General features: G+C 60.2%; 29 protein-coding genes and 1 pseudogene. 23 read left to right on the forward strand and 7 right to left on the reverse strand.

Annotation, left to right across the window (positions count from 1 at the left end; genetic code table 11):
- Positions 1-16: 16 nt before the first annotated feature.
- Positions 17-967 (reverse strand): alpha/beta hydrolase, encoded by a 951-nt coding sequence (locus tag GDN47_RS07120; RefSeq protein WP_152092913.1) that lies wholly within the window; start codon positions 965-967, stop codon positions 17-19.
- A gap of 24 nt (positions 968-991) precedes the next feature.
- Positions 992-2,140, reverse strand: a complete 1,149-nt coding sequence (locus tag GDN47_RS07125) for a Gfo/Idh/MocA family protein (RefSeq protein ID WP_152092914.1) — start codon at positions 2,138-2,140, stop codon at positions 992-994.
- A 176-nt stretch (positions 2,141-2,316) separates the two neighbouring features.
- Here GDN47_RS07125 and GDN47_RS07130 point away from each other — a divergent pair, with 176 nt between their 5' ends.
- The 12 genes and pseudogenes from GDN47_RS07130 (at position 2,317) to GDN47_RS07185 (ending at position 12,909) form a co-directional block, all read left to right on the forward strand.
- On the forward strand, positions 2,317-3,663 hold the full coding sequence (locus tag GDN47_RS07130) for an ABC transporter substrate-binding protein (RefSeq protein ID WP_152092915.1): 1,347 nt from the start codon (positions 2,317-2,319) through the stop codon (positions 3,661-3,663).
- A 1-nt stretch (position 3,664) separates the two neighbouring features.
- A complete protein-coding gene (locus GDN47_RS07135) occupies positions 3,665-4,597 on the forward strand; it encodes a carbohydrate ABC transporter permease (protein WP_113329176.1) in 933 nt (310 codons plus the stop codon).
- Positions 4,594-5,430, forward strand: a complete 837-nt coding sequence (locus GDN47_RS07140; protein WP_113329177.1) for a carbohydrate ABC transporter permease — start codon at positions 4,594-4,596, stop codon at positions 5,428-5,430. The genes GDN47_RS07135 and GDN47_RS07140 overlap by 4 nt, the downstream gene beginning before the upstream one ends.
- A 5-nt stretch (positions 5,431-5,435) precedes the next feature.
- Positions 5,436-6,254: a sugar phosphate isomerase/epimerase family protein gene (locus GDN47_RS07145; protein ID WP_113329178.1), complete on the forward strand. Its 819-nt coding sequence runs from the start codon at positions 5,436-5,438 to the stop codon at positions 6,252-6,254.
- 11 nt (positions 6,255-6,265) lie between these two features.
- Positions 6,266-7,342 (forward strand): Gfo/Idh/MocA family protein, encoded by a 1,077-nt coding sequence (locus tag GDN47_RS07150; RefSeq protein WP_113329179.1) that lies wholly within the window; start codon positions 6,266-6,268, stop codon positions 7,340-7,342.
- The gene (locus GDN47_RS07155) at positions 7,342-8,160 is read left to right on the forward strand and encodes a sugar phosphate isomerase/epimerase family protein (protein ID WP_113329180.1); all 819 of its coding nucleotides are present in this window, start codon (positions 7,342-7,344) and stop codon (positions 8,158-8,160) included. The genes GDN47_RS07150 and GDN47_RS07155 overlap by 1 nt, the downstream gene beginning before the upstream one ends.
- Entirely contained in the window at positions 8,160-8,987 is an 828-nt protein-coding gene (locus tag GDN47_RS07160) for an alpha/beta fold hydrolase (RefSeq protein ID WP_152092916.1), read from the forward strand. The genes GDN47_RS07155 and GDN47_RS07160 overlap by 1 nt, the downstream gene beginning before the upstream one ends.
- Positions 8,984-9,709, forward strand: coding sequence for a ribulose-phosphate 3-epimerase (locus GDN47_RS07165; protein ID WP_152092917.1), 726 nt, complete (start codon positions 8,984-8,986; stop codon positions 9,707-9,709). The genes GDN47_RS07160 and GDN47_RS07165 overlap by 4 nt, the downstream gene beginning before the upstream one ends.
- On the forward strand, positions 9,706-10,674 hold the full coding sequence (locus GDN47_RS07170) for an ROK family protein (protein ID WP_152092918.1): 969 nt from the start codon (positions 9,706-9,708) through the stop codon (positions 10,672-10,674). Before GDN47_RS07165 ends, GDN47_RS07170 begins: the two co-directional genes overlap by 4 nt.
- A gap of 5 nt (positions 10,675-10,679) precedes the next feature.
- Positions 10,680-10,874 (forward strand): annotated as a pseudogene (locus GDN47_RS07175) (ABC transporter); the annotation flags it as partial.
- 207 nt (positions 10,875-11,081) lie between these two features.
- On the forward strand, positions 11,082-11,915 hold the full coding sequence (locus GDN47_RS07180; RefSeq protein WP_173002460.1) for a heparin lyase I family protein: 834 nt from the start codon (positions 11,082-11,084) through the stop codon (positions 11,913-11,915).
- 256 nt (positions 11,916-12,171) lie between these two features.
- Positions 12,172-12,909, forward strand: a complete 738-nt coding sequence (locus tag GDN47_RS07185) for a L,D-transpeptidase (RefSeq protein ID WP_308936544.1) — start codon at positions 12,172-12,174, stop codon at positions 12,907-12,909.
- Positions 12,910-13,369: 460 nt separating this feature from the next.
- On the opposite strand, the gene GDN47_RS31915 is transcribed toward GDN47_RS07185, so the two are convergent.
- A complete protein-coding gene (locus GDN47_RS31915; protein ID WP_173002461.1) occupies positions 13,370-13,546 on the reverse strand; it encodes a hypothetical protein in 177 nt (58 codons plus the stop codon).
- Positions 13,547-13,840: 294 nt separating this feature from the next.
- Between GDN47_RS31915 and GDN47_RS07190 the strand changes: the two genes are divergently transcribed.
- The 6 genes from GDN47_RS07190 (at position 13,841) to GDN47_RS07215 (ending at position 19,913) form a co-directional block, all read left to right on the forward strand.
- A complete protein-coding gene (locus GDN47_RS07190; protein WP_113350991.1) occupies positions 13,841-14,227 on the forward strand; it encodes a hypothetical protein in 387 nt (128 codons plus the stop codon).
- A gap of 197 nt (positions 14,228-14,424) precedes the next feature.
- A complete protein-coding gene (locus tag GDN47_RS07195; RefSeq protein WP_152093420.1) occupies positions 14,425-15,114 on the forward strand; it encodes a GntR family transcriptional regulator in 690 nt (229 codons plus the stop codon).
- 67 nt (positions 15,115-15,181) lie between these two features.
- Positions 15,182-16,696 (forward strand): putative N-acetylmannosamine-6-phosphate 2-epimerase, encoded by a 1,515-nt coding sequence (locus tag GDN47_RS07200; RefSeq protein ID WP_152092920.1) that lies wholly within the window; start codon positions 15,182-15,184, stop codon positions 16,694-16,696.
- Between the two features lie 46 nt (positions 16,697-16,742).
- The gene (locus GDN47_RS07205) at positions 16,743-18,068 is read left to right on the forward strand and encodes an extracellular solute-binding protein (protein ID WP_152092921.1); all 1,326 of its coding nucleotides are present in this window, start codon (positions 16,743-16,745) and stop codon (positions 18,066-18,068) included.
- Positions 18,069-18,223: 155 nt separating this feature from the next.
- The gene (locus tag GDN47_RS07210) at positions 18,224-19,090 is read left to right on the forward strand and encodes a carbohydrate ABC transporter permease (protein ID WP_152092922.1); all 867 of its coding nucleotides are present in this window, start codon (positions 18,224-18,226) and stop codon (positions 19,088-19,090) included.
- A gap of 1 nt (position 19,091) precedes the next feature.
- Complete coding sequence (locus tag GDN47_RS07215) at positions 19,092-19,913, forward strand: carbohydrate ABC transporter permease (protein WP_152092923.1); 822 nt, start codon at positions 19,092-19,094, stop codon at positions 19,911-19,913.
- A gap of 69 nt (positions 19,914-19,982) precedes the next feature.
- Here GDN47_RS07215 and GDN47_RS07220 read toward each other — a convergent pair whose 3' ends face one another.
- From GDN47_RS07220 to GDN47_RS07235, 4 genes are read right to left on the reverse strand one after another with little or no spacing between them, the layout of a single operon-like run.
- Complete coding sequence (locus tag GDN47_RS07220) at positions 19,983-20,969, reverse strand: branched-chain amino acid ABC transporter permease (protein WP_173002462.1); 987 nt, start codon at positions 20,967-20,969, stop codon at positions 19,983-19,985.
- A complete protein-coding gene (locus GDN47_RS07225) occupies positions 20,966-21,874 on the reverse strand; it encodes a branched-chain amino acid ABC transporter permease (protein ID WP_152092924.1) in 909 nt (302 codons plus the stop codon). Before GDN47_RS07225 ends, GDN47_RS07220 begins: the two co-directional genes overlap by 4 nt.
- On the reverse strand, positions 21,871-22,620 hold the full coding sequence (locus tag GDN47_RS07230) for an ABC transporter ATP-binding protein (protein ID WP_152092925.1): 750 nt from the start codon (positions 22,618-22,620) through the stop codon (positions 21,871-21,873). Before GDN47_RS07230 ends, GDN47_RS07225 begins: the two co-directional genes overlap by 4 nt.
- Positions 22,617-23,414 carry an ABC transporter ATP-binding protein gene (locus GDN47_RS07235; RefSeq protein ID WP_113329190.1) on the reverse strand — a complete coding sequence of 266 codons (798 nt, stop codon included), beginning with the start codon at positions 23,412-23,414 and terminating at the stop codon, positions 22,617-22,619. The genes GDN47_RS07230 and GDN47_RS07235 overlap by 4 nt, the downstream gene beginning before the upstream one ends.
- Before the next feature lie 122 nt (positions 23,415-23,536).
- Here GDN47_RS07235 and GDN47_RS07240 point away from each other — a divergent pair, with 122 nt between their 5' ends.
- Genes GDN47_RS07240 through GDN47_RS07260 form a run of 5 tightly spaced genes read left to right on the forward strand, consistent with a single transcriptional unit; the run spans position 23,537 to position 26,597 of the window.
- Positions 23,537-24,271: a GntR family transcriptional regulator gene (locus GDN47_RS07240; protein ID WP_113329191.1), complete on the forward strand. Its 735-nt coding sequence runs from the start codon at positions 23,537-23,539 to the stop codon at positions 24,269-24,271.
- Positions 24,268-24,756, forward strand: coding sequence for a DUF3830 family protein (locus GDN47_RS07245; protein ID WP_113329192.1), 489 nt, complete (start codon positions 24,268-24,270; stop codon positions 24,754-24,756). Before GDN47_RS07240 ends, GDN47_RS07245 begins: the two co-directional genes overlap by 4 nt.
- A 1-nt stretch (position 24,757) precedes the next feature.
- Positions 24,758-25,111 (forward strand): TIGR04076 family protein, encoded by a 354-nt coding sequence (locus GDN47_RS07250; RefSeq protein WP_095437503.1) that lies wholly within the window; start codon positions 24,758-24,760, stop codon positions 25,109-25,111.
- Between the two features lie 5 nt (positions 25,112-25,116).
- The gene (locus GDN47_RS07255) at positions 25,117-26,172 is read left to right on the forward strand and encodes an aldo/keto reductase (protein WP_152092926.1); all 1,056 of its coding nucleotides are present in this window, start codon (positions 25,117-25,119) and stop codon (positions 26,170-26,172) included.
- A complete protein-coding gene (locus GDN47_RS07260) occupies positions 26,169-26,597 on the forward strand; it encodes a hypothetical protein (protein WP_152092927.1) in 429 nt (142 codons plus the stop codon). The genes GDN47_RS07255 and GDN47_RS07260 overlap by 4 nt, the downstream gene beginning before the upstream one ends.
- Positions 26,598-26,621: the final 24 nt, after the last annotated feature.

Raw genomic sequence — 26,621 nt, forward strand, 5'->3', positions numbered from 1 at the left:
GGCACTTGCTTTTCATCTAAATCAAGACCGCTTCGAAGCCACGCCACGCCGCGACGGCCTCCTCCACTGCCCGCCGAGCCTCCGCCACATATCTCCCCATCGACACGAAGCCGTGGATCTGCCCCGGCCAATGGCGATGTACCATGCGCACCCCTTCTTCCCGCAATCGCCCGGCATAGGCGATGCCTTCGTCGACCAGAATATCGTGTCCGGCGGTGGCGATGAAGGCCGGTGCCACTCCGGCCAAGGTCTCGGCTTGTAGCGGCGAAACCCTCCAGTCTGCTATATCGGCTACAGTGCGAACGTAGTGATCGCGAAACCATCTCATTGTCGAGGCAGTCAAGCCGAAGCCTTCGGCATAACAGCGATAGCTGTCGGCCGTCTGGGCGGCGTCCGTATTGGGATAGATGAGCAGTTGCGCCGCAAGCGGCGGGGCATCGCTATTGCGTGACATCAATGCCAGCACGGCAGCAAGATTGCCGCCGGCACTGTCGCCAGCAACGGCGATCCGCCCAGGATCGATGCCGAGGTCTGCCGCCGATTTCACCACGAATGCCAAAGTCGCAGCGCAATCGGTCACTCCGGCGGGAAATTTGTGTTCTGGCGCTAGCCGGTAGTCGGGGCAGATGACAGTGCATTTGGCAGTATTGGCGAACCATCGGCAGATTTCGTCGTGCGATTCGAGATTGCCGATCACCCAGCCGCCGCCATGCAAATAGACGAGGCCCGGGCCATGCTTCAGAGGCGCACCGATGCCGCGATAGATGCGCAAGGCGATCGGACCGCTCGGGCCGGCAATCCCGCGATCCTCCAGCGAAGCGACCACCTCTCTTGCGCCCTGGAGCGTCGGACAATTCGCATCATAGTCGATACGCGCCTGCTGAGGTGTGCCGGTTTCGAATGGCCGACTGCTCGACCGACTGGTGAGAGCAAGAACGCGCAGCGCGCTTTCATCCAGCTTTTCCATTGGATTATCCCCTCTCTGCAGCGATCAGGCGAGAAGGCTGCGTGCTTCGTCTTCGTCAAGACGCGGTGACGGAGTGAATTGCGCGCCGATGCTGACCGACTGCCGGCTTTCCCCCGACTGGAGAATGGCCTCCATGATCTCGAGGACATGAAGGGCGAGCTCTCCCGACGCGCGGGGAGGCCTACCCTCCTCAAGCGCTCGCGCAAGGTCGGCGACACCGAGCATGCGGTAATTCGCCCGATCCGGTGCATTGAATGGCCAGTTCCTCGCGCCGTAAAGCTCGCCGTCGCTTTCGAAATCATACCAATCGGCGCCCCGCTCGGATAGCGACACCGTTCCGCCGAACGTGTCCGGATCGGGCAAACGGAGCGAACCTTCGGTGCCGTGCAGCTCGATTGGATGGTTGGAGTGGCGAAACACGTCCCAGGAGGCGCCGAAATTCACGGTCGCGCCGGATTGGAATTCCAGAAGCGACAGGATGTTTGTGGGAGTGCCGACCTTGAAGTGCGTATTCTTGAACGGGCCGTCGGCGGTGATCAGGCGTTCTTCCTGGCCCTTCGTCGCCATTGCCATGACCCGCACGACCGGACCAAGCAGGTTCACCATCATCGTCAGATAATAGGGGCCCATGTCGAAGACCGGGCCGCCGCCCGGCTGATAGTAGAATTGCGGATTGGGGTGCCAGTGCTCCATGCCGCGCCCCATCATGAAGGCAGTGCCACTGACCGGCCGGCCGATCGCGCCCTCATCCATCAGGCGCCGCGCTCGGCGGCCTGCAGCGCCGAGGAACGTATCGGGCGCCGACCCCAGCTGCAATCCGCGCCGCTTGGCCTCCGCCACGAGAACCCGTCCATCGGCCGCCGACGTTGCCAGCGGCTTCTCCGTGAAGACGTGCTTGCCGGCAGACAGGGCCGACATCGTGACGTCGAAATGGACAGCGGGAACAGTGAGGTTCAGCACGAGATCGACTTCGGGATCGGCCAGCAATTGGTCGACGCTGAGCGCGCGAATACCATATTCCCGGGCACGCAGCGCGGCGACATCGGCGGATATATCGGCGCAGACGCGCAATTCGACACCGGCAAACAGCGCTGCATTGCGCAGATACGTCATCGAGATGTTACCGCAGCCGATGACGCCAATGCCGAGCTTAGCTTTTGAATTACCAGCCATATTACCCAATCCTCCCTGATCTACCGCATCTGTTCGTCGCGCTTCGGCGCGTCCGAACGATGACTCCCAGGTTGATTTAAAGCATCTTATTTCTTGACGCGCGATAAATTTTTATAAAACATATGCGAATACTGGCGTGGAGGTTTGGAGGTCGCCAGTCTTCCTGGGAGGGAAACATGACAGATATCAAGAAGACGCCGGCTTACTCCACGAGTGCCGGACAATCGATAATGCTTGATCGTCGTCAGCTGCTGTTGGGTGCCGCCGGCGCCGCCATCGGTACGGCAACGCTTGGAGTTGCTACAAGCCTTGGCATCCGCCCGGCGCGTGCCGCTGATCGGACGGAAATCAGCTTTGCCAGCGCCAGCTTCTTTGGCAAGGAAGGCCTCGGCGACCTCGTCAAGACGTTCAACGAGTCGCAAAACCGCATTACCGTCAAATTCATCGAACTGCCGCCGCCAAGCTCGTCGACGGAAGTCTATCAGGGCCTCGTCCAGCAGCTCGCCCGCCGCAACGGAACGCCCGATGTTTTCAGCCAGGACGTTATCTGGATCGCGGGTTTTGCATCCGCCGGCTGGGCGCTGCCGCTTGACGAGTATTTCCCGAAAGACAAGCGTGCCGATTATTTCCCCGGCACAGTGGCTGCCTGCACCTATGGCGGCAAGTTGACAGCGCTGCCATGGTTCGTCGATTCCGGCATGTTCTACTATCGCAAGGATCTGGTGGAAAAGCATGGTGGCAAGGTGCCAGAAACCTGGGCCGACATGGCGACGGTGGCGGCAGAGGCGCAAAAAGCCGGCGACGCCAAATTCGGTTATCTCTGGCAGGGCAAGCAAGCCGAGGTTCTGGTCTGTGACGCCGTGGAAATCATCGCATCCAACGGCGGCTCCATCCTGTCCGCAGATGGAAAATCTTCCGTCATCGGCGACGATGCCGCCGTTGCCGCGATCCAGTTCCTGTATGACGCCATCAACAAGACGAAGATCAGTCCTCAGAACGTGCTCTCCTGGGACGAAGAGCCCTCTCGCCAGCCGTTTACGTCTGGTGAGGCGATGTTCATGCGCAACTGGTCCTATGTCTATCCGATCGCGCAGGATCCGAAGGCCTCGCATGTCGTCGACAAGGTGGCTGTCGCGCCGCTGCCGCATTTTGCCGGCGGCAGGAGCTCGGCCTGCCTTGGCGGCTACCAGCTGGGCGTCAATGCCAACTCCAAGAAGCGGGAAGCAGCGATCGAATTCCTGACCTGGATGTCTTCACCCGAAACCCAGACCCGGCTTGCCCTTAATTTCGGTCTTGCGCCCTCGCGGCCTGCCATCTTCCAGGATGCGAAGCTCAAGGCCGAGCAGCCGTTCATGGCAAGTCTCCAGAACGTCTTCACCGGAGCCACGCCGCGGCCGATCACGCCGCAATATGCCAAGGTGACGCTGGCATTGCAGTCCAGCATCTCCAAGGCGCTGGTCAGCGGCAACGTCAAGGCCGAGCTTCAGGCAGCCGCCGCCCAGATCAACAAGATCGTCGGCTGAAATGGCTGTGACGATGACGGTTGCCGTTTCCGAGCCAACTCCAGGTAAGTCGAGGGCGCTGTCAAGCGCCCTCTGGCCCTGGCTGTTGCTGCTGCCGGCATTTCTTTCGCTCGCATCGGTATCCTTCTATCCGATCGTCAACGGCGTCTATCTGTCCTTCACCAACCGCTCGCTGATCACACAGGACAATGATTTCGTCGGTATCGCCAACTATGTGCAGCTGCTGGCCGATCCGCCGTTCTGGAATGCCTGGTGGCACACGATCTGGTTTACCCTGATCTCGACGTTGCTCGAAACCTTCATCGGCCTGGCAATGGCACTGATCCTTTGCGAGACCTTCGCCGGCCGGGGCATGGTCCGCGCCGCCATGCTCGTGCCCTGGGCCATGCCGACCGTCGTGACGTCGAAAATGTTCGGCTGGCTCTTCGACGGTCAGCACGGCATCATCAATTTCATCCTTCTGCATGCAGGATTGATCGACCAGAACGTCAACTGGTACGGCTCACCCGACACGGCGCTGACGACGATCATCCTTGCCGATGTTTGGAAGACCACGCCATTCATGGCGCTTCTTTTGCTGACGGGACTGCAAACCGTTCCGAAATCGCTGATCGAGGCGGCACGCATTGATGGGGCGGGAGCCTGGACGATCTTCTGGCATATTCGCCTGCCGCTCCTGATGCCGACGCTGCTGATTGCCGGTCTCTTCCGTGCGCTCGATGCCTTTCGCGTTTTCGACCTCGTCTATGTGCTGACGGGCGGCGGCCCGGCCGATTCCACCGAGACGCTTTCGACGCTGTCCTACAAGGTACTCTTTTCGACGCTTCAGTTCGGCTACGGCTCTGCAGTCTCGACCGCCATGTTCATCACGGAAGGTCTGATCGCCATAGGCTTCTGCGTCTTCCTCGTGCGCCAGATCAGGAGGACGACATGAACGCAGAGCGCTCAGTCCTTCAAAACATCGCCATCTATCTTGGCGCGCTGTTCATCCTCATCTGGTCCGCCGGCCCGTTCATCTGGCAGTTTTCGACATCGCTCCAGCTCGACAAGGCCCTGACTGAAGGCACGCCCTCGCTCATACCGAACCCGTTCACGCTGGAGCACTACTACAACGCCTTCGTCGAAAAAGGCCTGCATCACTATGTGCTGAATTCGCTCGTCGTTTCGCTGGCGACCACCGCCCTTTGCCTGATCGTCGGTTCGCTTGCTGCCTTTTCACTATCGCGCCTCGACGTGAAAGGACGCTTCGGCATCCTGACGGTCATCCTTTCGGTATCGATGTTTCCCCAGATCGCACTGGTCGGACCTCTCTATCTCATCGCCTCCGATCTCGGACTGCTCGATACCTATACGGCGTTGATCATCACCTATCTCGCGCTCGGACTACCGCTCGTAACCTGGGTGCTGTTTGGCTATTTCGAGACGCTGCCGCGCGAGATCGACGAGGCAGCCCGTATGGACGGTGTCGGCCCGGTTGGCTTGCTATGGCATATCATCCTGCCAATGTCGCTGCCGAGCCTGGTCACGACAGGCCTGCTCGCCTTCATCACCGCCTGGAACGAATTCCTGTTTGCATTGGCTTTCACTTCGGACAGCGACAGCCAGACGATCCCGGTCGGCATCGCCAATTTCACCAACCAATATTATGTGCCCTGGGGAGACATCGCCGCCGCATCGGCTGTCGTCACCATACCGCTAATCATTTTGGTGCTCTTCTTCCAACGACACATCATCGAAGGCCTGACCCAAGGCGGAATCAAGGAATAGCGGGAATGCGCAAGGACATAAAAATCGGCTGCCAGACATTCACATGGGAAATGCTCGGCAATACCTGGACTGGAACGGCAGATGATCTGCTGTCGGCCATTTCCGTCGGCGGCTACTCCGGCCTCGAAATCACCGATACGATGATCGGCCGCTATGGCGCGGAGCCGCATGCCTTCGCGAATGCATTGCGGGATTGCGGCTTGACGCTCGTCTCCTTCGCCTTCGGTTCCAAGAGCGGCTTTACCATCGCTGACGCCGTGAAGGACGATCTTGCGACGGCCAAGCGCTGGATCGATTATGCCGCGCATTTCCCCGGCGCACTCGTTTCCATCGGCTCGGCAACCGTCGTTTCCGATGGCCCGCGAGACGAGAAGTTCGCCATTGCCGGCGAGTTCTACAATCGCGCCGGCGAACTGGGCAAGGCCGCCGGCGTTGAGGTCGCCGTACATCCGAGCTCGCATCACAATACGCTACTGTTCGACCGTGCCGATTACGACCGCATCTTCGCATTGTTGGATCCGAACCTGGTCGGGTGGGTGCCGGATACCGGTCATATCCTACGGGGGCATGCCGATATGCTTGACACGATGCGCACCTATCAAGACCGTATCCGCTACCTGCATCTGAAGGATGTCGATGCGCAGGGCCGATGGGCGATGCTCGGCAAGGGCGTTCTCGATACGCCGGCCGTGATCGACCTCGTCTCGGCCGCTCCGCGCTTCAATGGCTGGCTGGTGCTGGAGGAGGAATCCGAGACGGCCGGCGCCGATCCTGCCGCTGCGGTCAAAGCCAATCGCCAAACCATGCGCGGCTACGAGGCATAAGGAGTAGAACCATGATCGAAAAGGAAAGTCGCCGTCTTCGCATGGGAGTACTCGGCTGCGGCCCGATCGCGCAATTCGCACATCTCGAATCCTGCGCCAAGGCGAGAAATGCCGATCTTTATGCGATCTGCGACGCAGCCCCCGATCTTCTGGCCCGCATGGGCGCGACCTATGAGCCGCAGAAAATGTACGATGATTATGATGCCATGCTGGCCGATCCCGAGCTGGAGGCCGTGATCGTCGCGACATCCGACGCCTATCATGTGCCGATGTCGATAAAGGCGCTGGAAGCCGGAAAGCATGTGCTGTGCGAAAAGCCGATCGGAGTGTCCGTCGAGGAAGGACAGCAGCTTGCCGAGGCCGTGCGCCGGTCCGGGAGGATCCTGCAGGTCGGCCATATGAAACGCTTCGATCCGGCGCTTGAGGCCGCGCGTGATTTCGTACGCGATGACATAGGCCAGATCTTTGCGATGAAGGCGTGGTATTGCGATTCCACCCATCGCTACACCAATACGGATGCGGTGCAGCCCCTGCCCGTCACCAGCAAGCTTGCGCGCAAGCCCTCAGGCAATCCCAAGGCCGATCTTCGGCAATATTTCATGCTCGCCCATGGTTCGCATCTCGTCGACACCGCGCGCTTCTTCTGCGGGGAGATCGTCGCCGTGCGTGCCCGGCTTCTGGAACGTGCCGGTGCCTATTGCTGGTTCGTGGAGACCGAGTTTGCCAATGGTGCTCTCGGCCATCTGGACCTGACAGTTGCCGTGCGCATGGATTGGCATGAAGGTTTCCAGCTTTATGGCGAAAACGGCTCGGTTCTCGCAAAGACCTTCAATCCCTGGTACTTCCGATCAAGCGAAGTGGAGATCTTTCACGAGAAGGATGCGACGAGTCGGAAGCCGCTCGGTGCCGACGGCCATTTCTTCCGCCGCCAGCTGGAAGGACTTGCAGATACAGCATTAAATGGCGCGCCGATGCGCGGTGCCAATGTCGAGGACGGCCTGGCCTCCATCCGCGCGATGGTGGCGATCGCCCGATCGGTGGAACGAGGCGAGCGCGTCGAACTCGCATCGGTCACGGGAGCGGTCTGATGCAGATCGGCATCTTCGCCAAGACCTTTCCCGGAACGGAGCCGCTCGGCGTTCTCTCGGCCGTGCGCGACAGCGGTTACGCATGCGCGCAGTTCAATCTCGCCTGCTGCGGTCTCCCGTCCATGCCCGATGCCGTTTCGGAAGAAGCGATCGCAGCGGTTCGTTCGTCCGCCGAGGCGACGGGCATCTCTCTTGCCGCCCTGTCCGGCACTTACAACATGGCTCACCCCGATATTGCTGTACGCCGAGCGGGCCTCGCCCAGCTCGCCGTTGTCATCGAGACGGCGGCGGCACTCTCGATTCCGCTGGTAACGCTTTGCACCGGAACGCGCGACCCGAACGACCAATGGGCCTATCATACCGACAACGGTGATCTCTCCGCCTGGACCGACATGGCGGCTGAAATATCGAAGGCTCTGGAGTTGGCGGAACGGCATGGCGTCGATCTCGGCATCGAGCCGGAGCAGGCCAATATCGTCACCTCGGCACGCGACGCCCTGCGGCTGATCGACGAGATGGGATCGCGGCGGTTGCGCATCGTGCTTGATCCGGCCAATCTCTTCGAACAGGCAACACCTGCCAAGGCGCGGGCGATAATTGAAGAGGCGGTCGAAACGTCAGCCGGTCATATCGCCCTGGCTCATGCCAAGGATCGTTACAGCGATGGTCGCTTCGCAACCGCCGGACGGGGCGTGGTGGATTTTGCCGATTTCATCGCGCGGCTGCGCTCGGTGAATTTCGAAGGCCCGCTCGTGACGCATGGCCTTTCTGCTTCGGACGCACCGGTCGTTGCCGGCTTTCTCAAGGCGCTGATCTGATGGGCAAGAAATGGTTCAAGCTCGACGATGCGGAACTTGCCGTCTACGAGAATGGGCAAGGACTCCCCGTCATCTTCCAGCATGGCCTTGGCGGCGACGAGGCACAGGTCGCACAAAATGTTCCCGCTTCGGTAGACATGCACCGGCTGACACTGGAATGTCGTGCGCACGGCGCATCCTCGCTGGGCAATGCGCGCCCCTTTTCCATCCGCATGTTTGCCGAGGATGTTCTGGCCGCGGCCACCGTATACGGGTTCGATCGCTTCATCATCGGCGGCATTTCGATGGGAGCGGCCATTGCGCTGCACCTTGCTCATCATCATGCCCACCGGATTGCCGGGCTCGTTCTTGTGCGCCCCGCCTGGACCTTCGAGGCATCGCCGGGCAATCTCGCGCCGATCCGCACAGTGGCTGCCCTCATCCATTCGCATCCGATCGAGGGGGCCAAAAGGCTCTTTATCGCCTCTGAAACAGGACAGCGGATCGCCTCCGAGGCACCGGACAATTTCTCCTCCCTGCTTGGCTACTTCGACCGACCAGATGCTCTCGCCTTCGCCTCTGTTCTGGCTGATATCGCTGCAGACGGGCCGGAGGTGCCGCGGGCAACAGCAGCCGCTCTTGCCGTGCCTGCCCTGATTATCGGCAACCAGCACGATGCGATCCATCCGCTCTCCTGCGCGCAGACGCTCGCCGATGTCATTCCAGGCGCGAGCTTTGTCGAAGTTACCGCCAAGGCTGTCGATAAAGACAAGCATTTTGTCGAGGTCCAAGACGCCATCGCGCATTTTCTAGCATCCAAAACACTCCGGAGCTTCGTTTCGTCATGACGTCCAGACCTCTTTCCGGCCCGGCGGCCATCGCAGCGCTTCCCCGCAATAGGCTTCTCGGCGAATTTTCGCTCTGGTCGGCCGATCTTGCCAATATGGAGACCGACCTCAAGCGCATCGAAACCTATGTCGATCTACATCACATCGATGTCGCCGATGCGCGCTTTACGCCGGGCTTCCTGTTCTTTCCTGATTTTGTCGCGCGCATCGCCAAGTCGACTGCGAAGCCGATCCATGTCCATCTCATGGTCGAGGCTGAAATCGTCGAGGAGCAGACGCGCCAGTTCATAGAGGCGGGAGCGGATTTGATCAGCGTCCATGCCGAAAACGGCGATGCCGGCTTACGCGCCATTGCACTTGCCAAAAAGCTTGGCGCCGAAGCCGGCGTGGTGCTGCGGCTGGAAACACCTGTTTCGGCGATCGAGCCCTTTATCGATCACGTCGCCTTCGTGACGCTGCTCGGAACCTCAATCGGCGTCAAGGGACAAAGCCTTTCCGAAAAGGCTTGCGACCGGCTGATCGAAGCGCGTTCCCTGCTGAGAAAGGCAGGCCGCGAAGATCAGATCATACTTGCAGCGGATGGCGGCATTCGCGAACAAACCGTCCCGCTTCTGCGCCAAGCCGGGGCACAGACGGTCGTTCTCGGATCGCTGGCATTCGGCGACAAGAACCTCGGCGACCGGATCGCCTGGCTGCATGGATTGGAGAGCCAGGTTTCGTGAAAAAGGTCGCTCTTGCATTCGATCTCGGTGGAACGGAGCTTCGCGCCGCACTTATCGATGATGCGGGATGCCTATTGTCGTTCTCGTCGCTATCGACGGATGCGGCCGGCGGTCCCGCAGCCGTCATCCGTCAGATCGAACTGCTGGCGGAAACGGTGTTGGCGGAAACGCCCGATCTTTCGCCGATCGGGATCGGGATCGGCGCGCCCGGTCCGCTCGATCCGGACGCCGGTATCGTCATTGCGGCCCCGACGCTGGTCGGATGGCATGAGGTCCCGCTGGCGGAGATTCTCCAAAACCATTTTCAGCTGCCCGTGCGGCTCGAAAACGATGCGAATGCGGCAGCTCTCGGGGAATGGCGATATGGCGCCGGCCGCGGGGCGGGATCGATGGTGTTCGTCACGGTATCGACCGGTATCGGCGGCGGCGTGATTGCCGATGGCCGGATCCTGCATGGCAGGCGGGGCCTGGCTGCCGAGATCGGCCACATGACGATCACAAACGAGGGCGAACGTTGCTTTTGCGGCGCAGTCGGTTGCTTCGAGGCCGTCGCCTCCGGCACGGCACTCGGCAGGCGGGCGACGGCCCGCACCAGGCCGTCAGACGGATCGATACTACGCGGTTTAGCTGCCGATGCCGACGTGACCGGACGACATGTCGTAGAAGCCGCACGAAAGGGCGACGCCGATGCATTGGCGCTGCTGATCGACGAAGCGCGGTGGCTGGGGATCGGCTTTACAAACCTGCTTCATCTCTATTCGCCCGACGTGCTTGTCATGGGCGGAGGAATTTCGCATGGCTTCGATCTTCTGCACGACCAAATGGCGGCGACGGTTCGCGAGCGCGCCATGCCCGCCTATCGCGACGTGCCGATCGTTGCCGCACAGCTTGGGCGCCATGCCGGTCTGATCGGCGCCGCTAGCCTCATCTTCGACGGCTACGGAAAGCCGCCCCGGAGTCGATGAGTTCCAAGGCGCGCCAGCGCGTGGCAGTTGGTCGCGCGATCGTTCGAAATCCGAAGATCTTTCCGTTCGACAAGCCACTTTCCAATCTCGATGCGGCGCTGCGTGTCAACATGCGGCTGGAGCTGATACGCCTGCATAACGAAGTGGCTGCAACGATGATTTACGTCACCCCCGACCAGATCGAGGCAATGACATTGTCGATCGAATCACTCTTGACCCGCAATTTTCGGCCGATAGAAATGAACTGAGGCTTTGCAACCAGTGTCATTGGTCAAGAAAGCTGGCTGGAGCCGCTACTTCTCAGACCCTGTCCTGTCTTGCGGAAAAGACCGGCGATGATGACCTCGAGAACGCCACAGCTTGCCTTCGTCCTATTATGCCTGGGTGCTTTGAACGGATCGCACGCCATGGCACAGGAAGCAGCGGCTCCGCTGTCGGGCAGCTTTGCCGACCTATGCGCCGTCGACGGCGAGCATCCGTCGAAGCTCTGGCGGATCAGCAGCAGGCTGGACCCTGCCTTATGGAGATCGCGTATCGTTTGCGATCTCTCATCCCCTTCCAGGCCGATATTACGCATCTCGGTGCATCCAGGTGATGCCCCCGACCAGAGTATCGGCGATGCACCGACCGAACGGGTGGAAATTCAAATCAAGAAAGAGGTTATCAAATTCGATGAGCCGACGTGGTATCATTTTGCCTTCCGGCTCGAAGCCCCCTGGCGAGGGATCGGCAACCGCACCGTCATTCATCAGGTAAAGCAAAATATTCCAACGGAGGAGACGAAGCCCCTTGGAGCTTGCCAGGCGGCAAATCCATTGTTCAAAATCGAGGCTATACCATCGGAAACAGGGGCGAATTTCGTTGCCAAAGTGCGGGGTAGCGCCGACTGCAACGCCGGTCAATCCAAGATAATCTGTGGTCCCTGGCATCTCAATGTGGGTGACTGGAATGATGTGAATGTGATGCTGAAGCCGAGCCTGCAGGAGGGTGCGAGCTCCATACAGGTCTATCTCAACGGACGCGCCTGCGACTCCTCCTATACGGGGCGCCTCGGCTTTCTCCATCACGGTATGCGGCATCAAGACGGCCGCCCGTTCATCGACGTTCAGCCGCGCTTTGGGATCTATAGGGACACTCTTCCCGGCGTGGTGCAATCAGTTGACTTCGCGGATATCCAGTTCTGGTCGACGGACCCTTCCAGCGATCCCGCTTGGTCGAAACTGGCAGTATCCGCTGAGTAATCATCCGATCTTTTCGGATCGATGACAGAAACGCTCCGTGTGGCCGCCCGTTTGCGCATCTCCATCTGAACTTCAAAACAGGTCGGAAAATCTCGACTTTCAATCGCCGCTGCCACAATTACGCCCGCCGTTTCCGGAATTGTCTGCAGCACGCATGCCCCGCTTGCACGGGGTGCAATCCGATGCATTATTCGGGAAGTATGGTTATCACGTGAAGACTAAAAAATTTGTTCTTTTGCCCGCTCTGGCTTTACTGATGGCAGGCTCCGCCGCGCATGCGCAGGAATGGAGATATTTGCCGGATTATGGCGACGATCTGGATGGCGGCTATGTTGCTCCGCGCTATTGGCGGGAGGCACCGCCGCGTTATCGCGACGATCCGCGTCTCGACGACGGCTATTACTATCGGGGCGACCGTTACAACGACTATGACGATGAGGACGGCGATTTCCCGCCAGCCCCTCGTCCACGGCGCCAGGCTTCGATCGATCGGAATGCGGTGTCTCCCCAATTCAGTCCGGGCCTCAAGGACGACAAGCAGGCCAGTCTGGCGCAATCGCCGATCCCGCGCAGCGTTGTGCGTTTTTCCGGCTACGATCCCGGCACAATCGTTATCTCCACCAAGGAAAAGCGCCTCTATCTCGTGCTCAACGACGGAACTGCCCTCAAATACGGCATCGGTGTCGGCAAGCAAGGCTTCGCCTGGAAGGGCACCGAGACGATCAGCCGCAAGGCGGAGTGGCCCGATTGGACGCCGCCCAAGGAAATGATCGCCCGCCGTCCGGAATTGCCTGACCACATGGAAGGTGGGCTCAATAATCCCCTCGGAGCGAGAGCGCTCTATCTCGGTTCCACCCTCTACCGCATCCACGGCACCAATGAGCCGAACTCGATCGGCAAGGCGGTGTCGTCCGGCTGCATTCGAATGGCAAATCCGGATGTTATGGATCTCTATGGCCGGGTCGGCGTGGGAACAAAGGTCGTCGTTCTCTGACTGCACTCCGACCATGCATGGGTCAGCCTGGAGCAATTCCAGGATAAAGTGCGCAGCCGTTTCCGTAGGGAATTGCGTGAAGACAAAAGCTGGAGCGGTTCATATATTCGATGAAAAGCTCAACCGCTCTGGCAGGACCGGAAACGCACACCATTGGACGGGAAGGCAGTCATCACAAGCACCATGGCCGTGACCTGCATTTTGTCGCGCCTCGGCGCATCGCGGAAATCGGATTTTAGGCCACCGGTCTCTCAATTCGCATCCGAGCGGAATGAATAGCGGAGAGAGGAAGGGCGCGGACGAAATCATCGGCGCTATGCAAGCCCGGACTCCGCCATACGCGGAGCCATTCGCCTGCTGAACGAAGCCCGCCGATGCGAGCCGGCCAGATCGGAAAGCCGAGAACAATGAGCAAGGCGTTGTAAAAAACAGCACCTTGCCTCATTCAAAAGGCCACAGTCTAACTACCTGTAATCTTGAATTCATTAGCATATTCTTCCGAACGCAGTACATCGGCTTGGGAGGCCTCTGCCCCGTTGAAGAATTCCTGCAGGAGCCGGGTAATGCGCTCCGGCGATGTACCCTTGGCATATTCTTCCTGCATCCGGCGTCTGACCAGCATTTCCAAGACTGACATGTCTTTCACCTCATAATTCCGGCGCAAGGAAAATGTCGCTCTCAATGACGCGGGAGGCAAGTTACAGTTTTTTCATGGTCTTGATGGCTCGACGACAAGACTTCTGATCTCTTTCCGCCGCCTCGTGCCGGAAACGGTGCCGACCGAAGCGTGATCGATCTTTCACTTGCCAAATGGCGATGTATCGTAGAATTGAAAGCGGCCAATCGGTCGGTTGTTTGCGCTTCGTTAACCCGCGTGCTTTAGCGGGCCACACCCCGACCTTTGGATGATGTCGCCTGCAAGGAATGAATAATGCCCATAAAGAAAAGCTCTGCCTCTGACGTTTTCCAGCGCAAGATTTCGGATTTTTGCGATATGCGGCTTAAGCCGCTGCTTCAGCCGCGTAGCTTCGAGAATATCAAAGGCTTCATGATCGGCCTGATCGTTTTCCAGTCGCGTCCTCCCCTTCGGGCAGGACGTGTCGACTTCCAGGAAATTGCCTCGCTCTGCGGCATGGACGAGGAGATGAGCCCGGAATTCAAGCGGGCTGCCCAGCCCGGCTTCGACGCTATTCTTCGCTGGCTGGGAGCTGCCAAGTCCAATACGGCCCGCATTTCGCCCGTCGTCGCGAAGGCCCCTTTGCGGGTCCCCGGCAAAGCCATGCCAGCCCAGACCGCGCGCCGCGCTCTGGCCTCCTAATACGAACTGCATACCGGCCCGCTTCAGCGGACCGGTATGTCCTTTACCCGCCTCGACAGATCGCAAAAACCTGTACAGTATAATACCAGTAGCAAACAGGGCGACATTTTCGTCGCCATGCCATCAAGGGAAAGTCTGCCTTGGCAACTGATATTATTGAGCTGGTCAAGAAAGAGCTTGCTTCCGGCACAGAGGGGATGCCGCTCTACAAGCAGCTGAAGAGCGCGATCGAAACCGCCATCCGCAGCCACGCCTTCAAATCCGGCTCGGTATTGCCGGGTGAGCGATCGCTTGCGGAAACCCTCTCCCTGTCGCGCGTCACGGTTCGAAAAGCACTCGCCATGCTGGAGGAGGAAGGCATGTTGAGCCGACGGCAAGGTGCCCGCAGCGAGATTGGCTCGCGCGTCGAAAAATCGCTTTCCACCCTCACCAGTTTCTCCGAAGACCTGCGCGCTCGTGGAATGGAGCCCGGTTGCGTCTGGATTTCCAAACAGTTAACCCGACCTTCGCCGACGGAGATGATGGCGCTCGGCATCTCAGCCAATGCGCAAGTCCTGCGGATGCGCCGCGTGCGAACAGCCGATGGCGCACCGATCGCAGTCGAACATGCCGCCGTACCCGTGCGCTTCCTTCCCTCACCTTCGTTCGTCGGCGATTCCCTCTATGAGGCGCTGGCCGAGCGCGGCTTTCTTCCTAGGCGTGCCGTCCAGCGCATGCGCGCGCGCGCCGCCTCGCCGGAGGATGCGCAGCGTCTGCGCTGCGAACCGGGCGCACCGATCCTGACGACCGAGCGGCGTTGCTTTCTCGCCGACGGAGAGATCGTCGAATATTGCGAGACCCGCTACAAGGGCGAGGTCTATGATTTCGTCTTCGAGCTGCAGAGATAATACCAGTTTAAAACCGGTTGCTTTCTGGTGATCATTCTCTATCGTTGCGCTCCGAAAGGGGTGCCGAATGCGCAAGGAAGATCTCAATCTGAGCCTCATTGTCTCATGCCAGCCCGTACCGGGCGGAGCGATGGATGAGGCCATTTTCGTTAGCGGCTTTGCGCGTGCGGCTCTGGCCGCTGGCGCCCGTGCCTTGCGCATCGAGTCGGCGGCTTACGTTGCAGCCGTCAGGGCCGCCGTCGACGCGCCGATCATCGGCATCGTCAAGCGTGACCTCGATGACAGCCCTGTACGCATCACTCCCTTTATCACCGATGTCGAGGCGCTGGCCGATGCCGGCGCCGATATCATCGCCTTCGATGCGACCGATCGGCCTCGCCCGGCAACGATCGAAGCGCTGATTGCCGCCATCAAGGCCCGAGGTCTGCTGTCAATGGCGGATTGCTCGTGTGTTGGGGATGCCAGACGCGCCCTCGATGCCGGCGTAGATTTCGTCGGCACGACCATGTCCGGCTATGTCGGCGGCCCCGAACCGGTGGAGCCGGATATCGCACTGATTGCTGCCATAAGGGAGCTCACGCCCTATGTTATCGCCGAAGGTCGCATCCGCACGCCCGAACAGGCGGCGGATGCCGTGCGGGCCGGTGCCTGTGCCGTGGTCGTCGGATCGGCGATCACGCGCACCGAGCATGTGACACTCTGGTTCGACAACGCTGTTTCCGCTGCCTTTTCCGCGCGTGATGACGCAACGCTGGCGATCGATATCGGCGGCACGAAGACCCTCGCGGCCCTGGTCCGGGGCGGGCAGGTACTTGATAAGGCGACCATCGCGACCAGCCGGCAGGCAGGCCCGGACGCCTGGCTGGCCGCCGTCGCCGAGCACGCAAAGTCCTGGGTCGGTCGATATGAGCGCGTCGGCATCGCCGCAACCGGCTTGATAAGCGACGGCTGCTGGTCGGCCCTCAATCCCGCGACACTCGCAGTTCCGGACGGTTATCCGCTGGTGGCACAGGCCAGCAAACTCTTCGGCAAGCCGGCTCTCGCCGTCAACGATGCTCAGGCAGCAGCCTGGGGCGAACACTGGTTCGGCGCCGGCGCCAACGAGGATATCGTCTTTTTGACCATATCGACGGGCATCGGCGGCGGCATCGTAATTAATGGGCGGCCGCTATTGGGTCTGGCAGGTCATTTCGGCCTGCTTCGCGGACCGATGCACGGCCAGTCACCACTGGAGGACGTCGTTTCGGGTCGGTGGATGGCGGCCGAAGCCGCCCGCGCCGGGCATCCGGCCGAGGCACCCGAGATCTTTCGAAAGGCACGCGAAGGTGCCGGCTGGGCCGAAGCGATCATCATGCAGTCGGCGTCACGCGTCGCGCTTCTATGCCGTGACATCCAGATGATGTTCGCGCCGAAACGCATCATTATCGGCGGCGGTATCGGCCTGGCATCCGGCTATCTCGACGCTGTCGGTGCGCAACTCGAGGGGTTGCCGCCACATGTGGCACCGCGCCTGGTCGCCGCAAGCCTCGGCTCCAATGCCGGCATCATCGGCGCGGCAGATCTTGCTGCACGCCATCGATGAAAAGATCTGCCCAATTCAACAAACAACGATAAGGAAAGGGAACAAAATGAAATTCAAGCACATATCGTCCACACTGCTTGCTCTCATGCTGTCGGCAACGGCCCTGCCGGGACTCGCCAATGCCAAGGTCGTCGTGCTCGGCTGGCCGGGAGGCTCGGAGGAAACGGCGCTGCGCGCCACCGCCGATCTCTACAACAAGACAGCATCGGATGCCGACAAGGTCGAGCTGCTGTTCTTCAATCGCGACGGTTTCTTCGACAAGCTGCAGGCCGACATGGCAGCCGGCTCGAACGCCTTCGACGTCAATCTGGTCGCGACCTATTCGATCGGCCGCTATGCACCTTACATGGAGCCGATCGAGCTTAATGCGGATGCCTCCAAAGTGTTCGGCGACACGGTGCTGAAAACGATGCAGTTCGATGGCAAGCAATATGGCGTGCCGACGGACCTGTCGCTGCATTTCATGTACTACCGCAAGGATCTCGTTGATGCCCTTATCGCCGATCCCGATGCCAAACCCAAATATGCCGAGATCTCCAAGAAATATCTCGGCAAGGAGCTGGCGCCGAAGCAGCCCGACGACTGGACCTGGGATGATTGGGCAGCGACTTCGCTCTATTTCAGCAAACAGGTGAACCGCCAGAGCCCGGTCCGCTATGGCACCGTGCTGCAGATGAAGAACCTTCTCTTCAATATGATGGTGTTCCAATCCCTGCCGCGCTCCTATGGCGGCGACTGGATGGACGCGAGCGGCAATGTCACGATCGACTCGGATGCCTACAAGACGGCACTGAAGCTCTATAAGACGCTTTACGATGCCGGCGCATCGCCGAAGGATTCGCTGAGCTACGAATATGCCGAAACCAATGCCGCCTTCAGCTCCGGGCAGGCCGCGACTGCCCTGCAATGGAATGCCGCAGCGGCCGAGCTCACCGATGCAAAGAAGTCGCCTGCCGTCGCCGACGTCACCGGCATCGTTGCGCCCCCGGCCGGGCCGAATGGTCGCGTCGACCATATCCACGGTCTCGGCCTCGGACTGAACAAGAACGCGCAGAACAAGGAAGGCGCGATCAAGTTCCTCAAGTGGCTGTCCTCCGAGGACGCGGCCCTTGCCTATGCGCGTGCCGGCGGTTCACCGGCGCTGACGCCGGATGTCGTCGCCAAGGTGGCCAAGGAGCGTCCCGATCTCGTGAAGCTCGGCGAGTTTGCCAGCAAATATGGCTACGTCATGACGGGGGCCACCTCGGCCAAGGCGCTATCGGCCTACGAGCTGCAAGCCAAGGAATTCACGGGCTACTGGTCGGGTCAGCAGAGCCTTGAGGATGCGCTTGCCCATACCAAGGCAGGCATGCAGGATTTCTTGAAGAAATAAGGAGAAGGCCGGGTGCCGGCTTCGGAGCGATTCCAGGAAAAGTGTATTGCGGTTTTCCGTCCGGTATTGTGTAAAAGCAGAGGAATAGAGCCTTTTCGCGATTCGACGAAAAGCGAAAAGGCTCTCCCGGCATCCGGCCAATGCGGCTGAAACCCATGGCTCTTGTAAAACGCGCCGAAGGCAGGCTCTACCTGGCACCGTTGGTCGGGTTTCTGCTGCTGTTCCTCGGCTTCCCGGCTCTTCTCAATCTTCTCTATTCCGTTTCGACCGTTTCGTTCGAGACGTTGCGCAGCCCACGGATCAGCGGTCTCGGCAATTACGTCACAGTGCTGACGGAAACCGCATTCTGGCAATCCGTCTGGTTCTCCTTCCGCTTTGGCATCATCACGACTATCTCGGAATGCCTGCTCGGCCTTTTCCTGGCGATCTTTCTGAAGCCGCTTCTATCGGCACGGCCTGTTCTGATGGCTCCGCTGATGCTGCCGCTGATGGTCGCACCAGCCATGGTCGGCCTGATGTATCGCCTCGTGCTGCATGAATTTGCCGGACCTGTGCCCTATTATCTTTTCGAATGGTTCGGCGACAGCCCGGCTTTCCTCGACTATCAGAATGCCTTCCGCACGCTTGTCGTCGTCGAAGTGCTGCAATGGACACCATTCGCCTTTCTGCTCTTCTACGTCGCCTACATCGCCATTCCCGAAGATGTGCGCGAGGCTGCAGCGCTCGATGGTGCGACCGGTCTGCAGCGGCTTTGGCGTATCGAATTGCCCCTGATGCTGCCGACGCTGACCGTCGCCTTCTTCATCCGCTTCATCGACGGCTTCCGCGTGTTCGACAATGTCTACGCCCTGACCGGCAGCGGAGCCGGTGGATCGACAACGTCGCTGTCGATCTACATCTACCAGGCCTTCTTCAAGGAAGGCGCCATCGGCAAGGCGGTGGCGGCATCCGTCGTCCTGTTCATCACTTCATTGCTGGTTCTCTGCGGCCTGAACTGGCTTGGCGCGCGAAGGAAGAGATGAGATGCTGAAACTCCTACGTTGGATCGTTTATGGTATCGCGGTCTTCGCGATGAATTTTCCGATCCTCGTCACCCTCATTACTTCATTCAAGACTACACGCGAGATCTCCAATAATCCCGGCCTGTGGATCGAACAGCCGACCTTCGACAATTACGTCAAGGTATTGACGGACACCGAGCGCTTCAACATTTTCCTTTATCTCGCAAACAGCGCCGCGGCAGCGCTCATCGGCACCCTGCTGGCGATCGTTCTTACCTTCCCGGCGGCTTACGTGATCGCCCGTAGCGAGACCGGACAAAAGCTCCTGCTTCCGCTCGTTATCAACCTTCGCGCCGTGCCGCTGGTCGTTTTCGCGATCCCGCTTTACATGATGTATCAGTGGCTTGGCCTGCTCGACACCCGGATCGGCCTCGGGCTTATTCTGACGATCGTCAATATCCCGCTGGCGCTGGTCATGCTGGTCAATGCCATATCCGACATACCGATAGAGCTCGACGAGGCCGCGACGGTCGACGGAGCCAACGTCTTCCAGATCATGATCAGGGTCATTCGTCCGGTGATCCGCCCCGCGCTCGTCACCACCTTCATCTTCGGCTTCATCACTGCCTGGAACGAATTCCTCTTCGGGCTGATGCTGACGACCAACCGCGCTGTGCCGATGACAGTCGGCGCCTCCTTCTTCTTCGCGGCCAGCGGCGGCGGCGTGCAATGGGGGCTGGCATCCGCCGTCATGATCCTCGGCGCCTTGCCGCCAGCCTTGCTCGGTCTCGTGATGTATCGCCAGCTTTCAGGTTCGATGACGGCAGGCGCCGTTAAAGGTTAGGGGCAACACGCCTTGCGACTGCGCGTAGCCTAAAGCTGGAGCGAGGCTTCTGCTCTCTCAGGCGCTAGGCTATGAGGCGGCGCTGCTCTTGTCCTCGGCCGGTTTTCGTTGCGGCGCGATTACAGATCGCCGCCGCGGCATGTCGCCAAAGAGGCCGCCGGGACGCACCAGCAGGATGATGCAGAGCATGACGCCGATCGCTACGATCTGCAGCGATGCCGCACGAGCCTGCTGTTCCGGCGAAAAGAGGATGCTCGTCAGCGCACCGGAACCAGCCCAGATAGCCCAGACCAGAACGCTGCCGACGATAGCACCCTTGTTGCTGCCAGAGCCGCCGACGATCAGCATGACCCAGACCTGAAAGGTCAGGATCGGAAGATAATTGTCCGGCGCGATAAAGCCGATGAAATGCGCCTGTATGGCGCCGGCCAGTCCCATGATCGCACCGCCGACGGCAAAGGCCTGTACGCGATAGAAGCGAGCGCTCTTGCCGAGAGAAATGGCGGCGCGTTCGTCCTCACGCAACGCCTTGAGAACACGTCCCCAGGGGCTTTTCGCCAGATGCTCCAGCGCAAAATAAACGATCAGCAATGCGACGACCACGATGCCGAGATTGGCCAAATTGAAAAGAAGCGGCGTTTCGGCGAGGCTGGAAAATGGGCGCGGAATAAAGCCGATGCCAAAGGGGCCACCGGTCAGTTTCTGCGCATTCAGCGCCACGAGCTGGACGACGACGGCCACGCCGAAGGTGGTGATCGCCAGATAATCGGATTTCAGCCGGAGCGTCGCCGCGCCGATGATGGCGGCGGCAAGACCGGCGACAATCATCGCGCCGAGCCAGCCGATGAGGATCGGCAGATCGAACCCGCCGAACCGCCCGGCCGTATCCGGCGTCGTCAGCAGGGCCGAGGTATAGGCGCCGATCGCAACGAAGCCGGCGAGCCCGACATTGAAGAGACCGGTCAGGCCCCATTGCAGGTTCAGGCCGAGGGTGATGAAGGAGAAGATCAACGCTGTGGTCAGGAAGAAAGCGCCGTAGCCAATAATGTCCATCATCGCTCTCTCACTCCGAAAAGGCCGATCGGCCGGATGAACAGCACCGCCATCAGGATGATGAAGGAAATGGCGGCACGCCATTCCGCACCGATAAGCTGAACCGCGGCCGCTTCGGCAAGGCCGATAATCAGGCCACCCAAAACCGCGCCCGGAACGCTCCCGATACCGCCGAGAATGGCGGCGGCAAACATCGGCAGAAGCATGTCAAAGCCCATCAGCGGCCGGATCTGCACGAGAATGCCGATCATGACGCCGGCGACACAGGCCAGTCCGCCGCCGATCAGCCAGGTGACGCGCACGACCTTGGCGACATCGATGCCGACGACCCGGGCAAGCGCCGGATTTTGGCTCAGCGCCTGCATGGAGCGCCCTGTCTGCGTCCTCGTCATCAGCATATGAACGCCGAAGACCAAAAGCGCCGTCACAATCAAAAGGGCGATCTGATCGGGCGTGATGCGGATGCCGAAACCGATGGGCATGGCGATTTGGATGGCGCGGCTGAAATAGGCCGGGCGCGACGTGAAGAGAAATTCGAGCAGGCTGCGCAGTGCCATGGAGGCCCCGAAGCTCGCCATGACGACGATGATCGACTGGCCTTTGGCCCTTAGCCTGGCAAACAGCACCTTGTCGAGCGCGAGTGCAAGGGCGCCGGTAAAGCCCATCGCCAGGATCACCGCCACGATCAGCGGCCAGCCGAAGGAAAGCGGGCCGATGGGAGCGACCTTGCCGAAGATTGCGCTGATGGCACTGACGACAGCAAGTGTTGCATAGGTGCCCCAGGCCATGAAATCGCCGTGGGCGAAGTTCGAGAAACGCAGGATTGAATAGGTGAGCGTCACACCTATCGCGCCAAGGCCGATCATCGAGCCTGTGAGCAAGCCATCGATGATGAATTGCAGGTTCATGCCGCACCTCCCCTTGCCGAAGTCGCGGGTCGCTGCCCGAGATAGAGTTCGGCTACGACAGGATCGCTCCAAAGCTCCGATGCAACGCCTTCATGCCTGTCTTTGCCCTCGACGAGAACATAGGCACGATCGCCAATCGCAAGCGCCGCCTTGGCATTCTGCTCGACCAGGAGAATGGTGACGCCGGATTTGCGGATTTCGCTCAGCATGTCGAAGACCATCGAGACGAACTTCGGCGAGAGGCCCGCCGAGGGCTCATCGAGCACAAGAAGCTTCGGGTGAACGATAAGAGCGCGCGCGACGGCCAGCATCTGCCGCTGCCCTCCCGAGAGATTGCCGGCCGCGATGCGGCGATGACGGGCGAGATCCGGAAAGGTCGCATACATTTCTTCGATGCGAACGGGCACCTCCTTCGGCTTCAAAATTCCGCCGGCGACCTTCAGATTGTCTTCGACGGACATCAGCGGAAAGACATTCTCCGTCTGTGGCACGAAGGCAAGGCCGAGCCGCACCATCGTGTGCGCGGGCGTACTTGTTATATTCCTGCCGCCCAGTTCCACGGTGCCGCTTTCGACCGGAACGAGACCGGCAATCGCCTTGATGAAGCTCGATTTGCCGGCGCCATTGGGGCCGAGCACGACGACGATTTCCTTCTCCTTCACCGTAATCGAGGCGCCGCGCACGATCGGAACACCCGGCTCATAACCGGCAACGAGATTGCGAACACTCAAGACCGGTTCGCTCATGCCGCGCCTCCCAGATAGGCCTCGATGACGCGCGGATCGCGGGCGACCTCTTCCGGTGTGCCCTCGCAAAGAAGCTGTCCACTTGCCATCACAAGCACCCGGTGACACAGGCGGGTGACCATATCGATATTGTGTTCAATCAGAAGAAAGGTGACGCCGCGCTGGTTGATATCGCGGATACGGTCGATGATCGTCTCCAGAAGAGTAGCGTTGACGCCGGCGGCAGGCTCATCGAGCAGGATGAGGGCAGGATCGGCCATCATGACGCGGGCAAGCTCCAGAAGCTTGCGTTGACCGCCCGACAGAATGCGCGCCGGTTCATGCGCCAGACGCGTCAGGTGAACTAGGTCAAGCAACTCCATCGCTTTTGCATGGGCCGCCTTCTCCTCAGCGGCGACCTTCCATGGCCGCAGGAAATTCGACAACAAGCGCTCTCCTGTCTGACGTTGGGCGGCCAGCATCACGTTGTCGAGAAGCGTCAGATTGGGAAACGGCCGCGGGATCTGGAATGTGCGTCCAAGTCCGCGTGCGATCCGTCGATGGGCAGCCTCGCCTGCGACTGCGGTGCCATTCAAGACGATTTCGCCGCTGCTCGGCGCGACGCTACCGGCCAGAAGGTCAAACATCGTCGTCTTGCCGGCGCCGTTCGGACCGATCAAGCCGAGGATTTCGCCCTGGCGCACATGGAAGGAAACGTCGTTGACGGCGACGAGGCCGCCGAAACGCCGCACCACGTTTCTGGCCGTCAGAACAGGCCGGGCTTCCTCCCCATGCCGTTCAGTTGTCGTACTCATGAGATCCCTCTGGCCGGAAAACGATCATTGCCGTTTCCCTGATTATTTGATTTGTGATCACACTTGCATTGATCACGCTAATCAGCTTTAATCCTCTTCGCAAGCCGAAAAAGGGATTTCGAATGCAAAAGGCCACCGCCGACAAGAGCGATCCGATTGCCGCACAGCTTGCGCCAGTGGGGCGAGAAACCGTTCAGGACCGGGTCTATCTGGAGCTGCGCCGCGCGCTGATCGGCGGGCTTTTCGAGCCGAGCCAGGTGCTGACGATCCGCGGTCTTGCCGACGCGCTGATGACCAGCACCATGCCGGTGCGCGAGGCGCTAGGTCGGCTCATTACCGAAAAGGCATTGGAAGCCCTTCCCAATCGATCCGTTCGCGTGCCGCCGATCACGCTGGAGCGCATGGACGATCTTCTGCGCGCTCGCATCCTGATCGAGGGCGAGGCGATCGCGCTTGCCGCAACCCGCATGACGCCGCGGCAGATTACGACCATCGAGAGCATGCTCGGCGAATGGGACGAGATGCGCGCACTGAAGCACAAGAAGGATGTCGACCGCGAGGTGACGCTGAACCAGGCCTTTCACTTTGAGATCTATCGCGCCTGCGGTTCCGCCGTGCTGATCCCGATGATCGAAAGCCTTTGGTTGCAATCCGGCCCCTGTATCCGCGTCGCGATTTATGCCTTCTCGGACGCCGGCGAGGTCGATACCGCCCATTATCACCGTACGATCGTCAAGGCGATCGCCGCGCAGGACGCCAGGGAAGCGCGCGATGCGCTGGTGGCGGACATCAGCCGGCCGTTCACCTTCCTGCGCAGCAAACTGGAAGCCGAAGCCAAAAGGGGCCAATCCGCATGAGCCAACGCGCCATCAAGATCTCCGAACCCAACTCCGGCCTCAGTGTCTTGGCACCTCTGCTGGAAGCCAAGGCGCCCGACAATGCCGCCTTTCTCTGGACCTATCTTGGCGAAGCCCGCGTGGTTGGTGGCATTCATGCCATGTGGACCGGACCGGAAATCTCGTGCCCAATCCCGCCGGCGCATCTGAAGGGTGCTTCCTATGCGAACGCCCTGCCCGCCGAGAACGCGACACTGACGCCGCAGCCAGGCGATATTGTGCTCAGCTATGTGCCGCCGCGTATGTGGGGCGGCAATCCAGATGCGATCTTCGATATCGGTCTGTTCTACGGTCAGGGCGCTCGCCTGCTCTTCCCGATCGGCTGGCTTGCCGGCAGCGTCGTCGCGCAAGTGCGCCCTGAAGAACGCGAACACTTCGCGGCGGCCTGCGGCGTCATCCGCCGCAACGGCGCCTGCGAGGTCACGTTCGAACGCGCGGAGATCTGAGATGGCGGCTGAAAGCGACGACAGTTTCGAGCTCTTCGACCTTAGAGTGGAAGCGGTCATTCCCGAGGGCAAGCCGATCTATTGCGGCGCCAAGCCGGGCGACTATTTCGAACTCAAGGGCGAGATGCTGTCCCTCCCTGCGGGCCAAGGCTTTTCGATCTACTCCATATCGGCCGTCCTGCCGCTGCTGGCGGCCAAGCAGCGACCAACCCACAAAAACGACTGGATGACCTCGGACGCGGAAATCGCCTGCCCCGACCCCAACTGCGCGAGCCGGCTACGGATCGTCAGAACGGGCAAACGGCGGTTCAGCCATGCCGAAACAACGGCCGTGCCGTTGCCCGAAGGAGAATGAATTGCATGACCGCCAAGACTTTTGAGCTCAGCCCCGGATACGAGATCTCCCGCGTCATCCGCGGCGGCTGGCAGCTTGCCGGCGGGCACGGCGAAATCGATCGCGCCCAGGCCGTGACCGACCTGATCGCTGCTTTCGACGTCGGCATCCGCACCTATGATTGCGCTGATATCTATACGGGCGTCGAGGAGCTGATAGGCGAGGCGCACGAACGGCTTCGCAACGAGCGCGGCACGGAAGCCTCAAGCGCGATGAAGGTCCACACGAAGCTGGTTCCCGATCTGGCAAAGCTCGCAACCATCAGCCGCGACTATATTCGCGGCATCGTCGACAAATCGCTGCGCAAACTGAAGACCGAACAGCTTGACCTGGTACAGTTTCACTGGTGGGACTACTCACTGCCCGGCTATCTCGAAGCCCTGAGCTGGCTGGACGAGATGCGCCGCGAAGGCAAGGTGCGTAATGTCGGCACGACCAATTTCGATACGCCTCATATTACCGAGATTCTGAAAGCCGGCATTCCACTCGTCAGCCAGCAATTGCAATATTCCGTTCTCGATCAGCGGCCATCGCGTAGCCTCGCCAAGCTGGCGGCGGAGAACGACGTGAAGTTCCTCTGCTACGGCTCAGTGGCCGGCGGCTTCCTGAGCGACAAATGGCTAGGGGAGCCGGAACCGGAAATGCCGCTCGAGAACCGCTCTCTGGTCAAATACAAGCTGATCATCGATGACTTTGGCGGCTGGGAGCTGTTTCAATCACTGCTCGGCACGCTGAAAGCCATCGGTGATCGTCATGGCGTCGATATCGCCACGATCGCCAGCGCCTGGGTGTTGGAGCAGCCGCAGGTGGCCGCTGTCATCGTCGGCGCCCGCAATCAGGCGCATGCGCTCGCCAATGCCACGATCATGGACATTGCACTTTCGGACGACGACCGCCGCCAGATCACCGGCATCATCGCCCAAAGCCCCGGACTTGAAGGCGACGTCTATACGCTGGAGCGCGACCGCACCGGCAGGCACGGCTCGATCATGCATTACAACCTCAATGCGGGGAAGGTATGAGCCAGCAATCGCTTCTCTTCCGCAAAGCCAGCGCCGAAGTCATCGATTTCCATCGCTTCTTCGAAGCCTGGTACGATGCCGCCACTGCCGATCATACCGATTTCGGCCGCTGCGAGCGCACTTTCGGCCAAGCGTTCCATATGATCCCGCCGACCGGCCGTATCTTCGACCGCGCTGAAACCATCGAGCTCATCCGGGCAAACCGGGCGACGTTTCAGGGCAATTTCACCGTCGAGATTTCGGATATCCGCGCGCGCTGCGAAACTACGGATACGATCGTCCTGACTTATGTCGAAGCGCAGACGCGGGCTGGCAAATATAGCCGGCGTCAGGCGAGCGCCCTTTTCACTGCAAGTTCATCGGCACCCAACGGCGTCGAATGGCAGCATCTGCATGAAACCTGGCTGCAGATGCCGGAGACCTGACAGGTTCTAAAAACAGAAATGAAA

It is taken from the genome of Martinezella dioscoreae (assembly GCF_009176305.1).
GTDB classification, from domain to species: Bacteria; Pseudomonadota; Alphaproteobacteria; order Rhizobiales; family Rhizobiaceae; genus Rhizobium; species Rhizobium dioscoreae.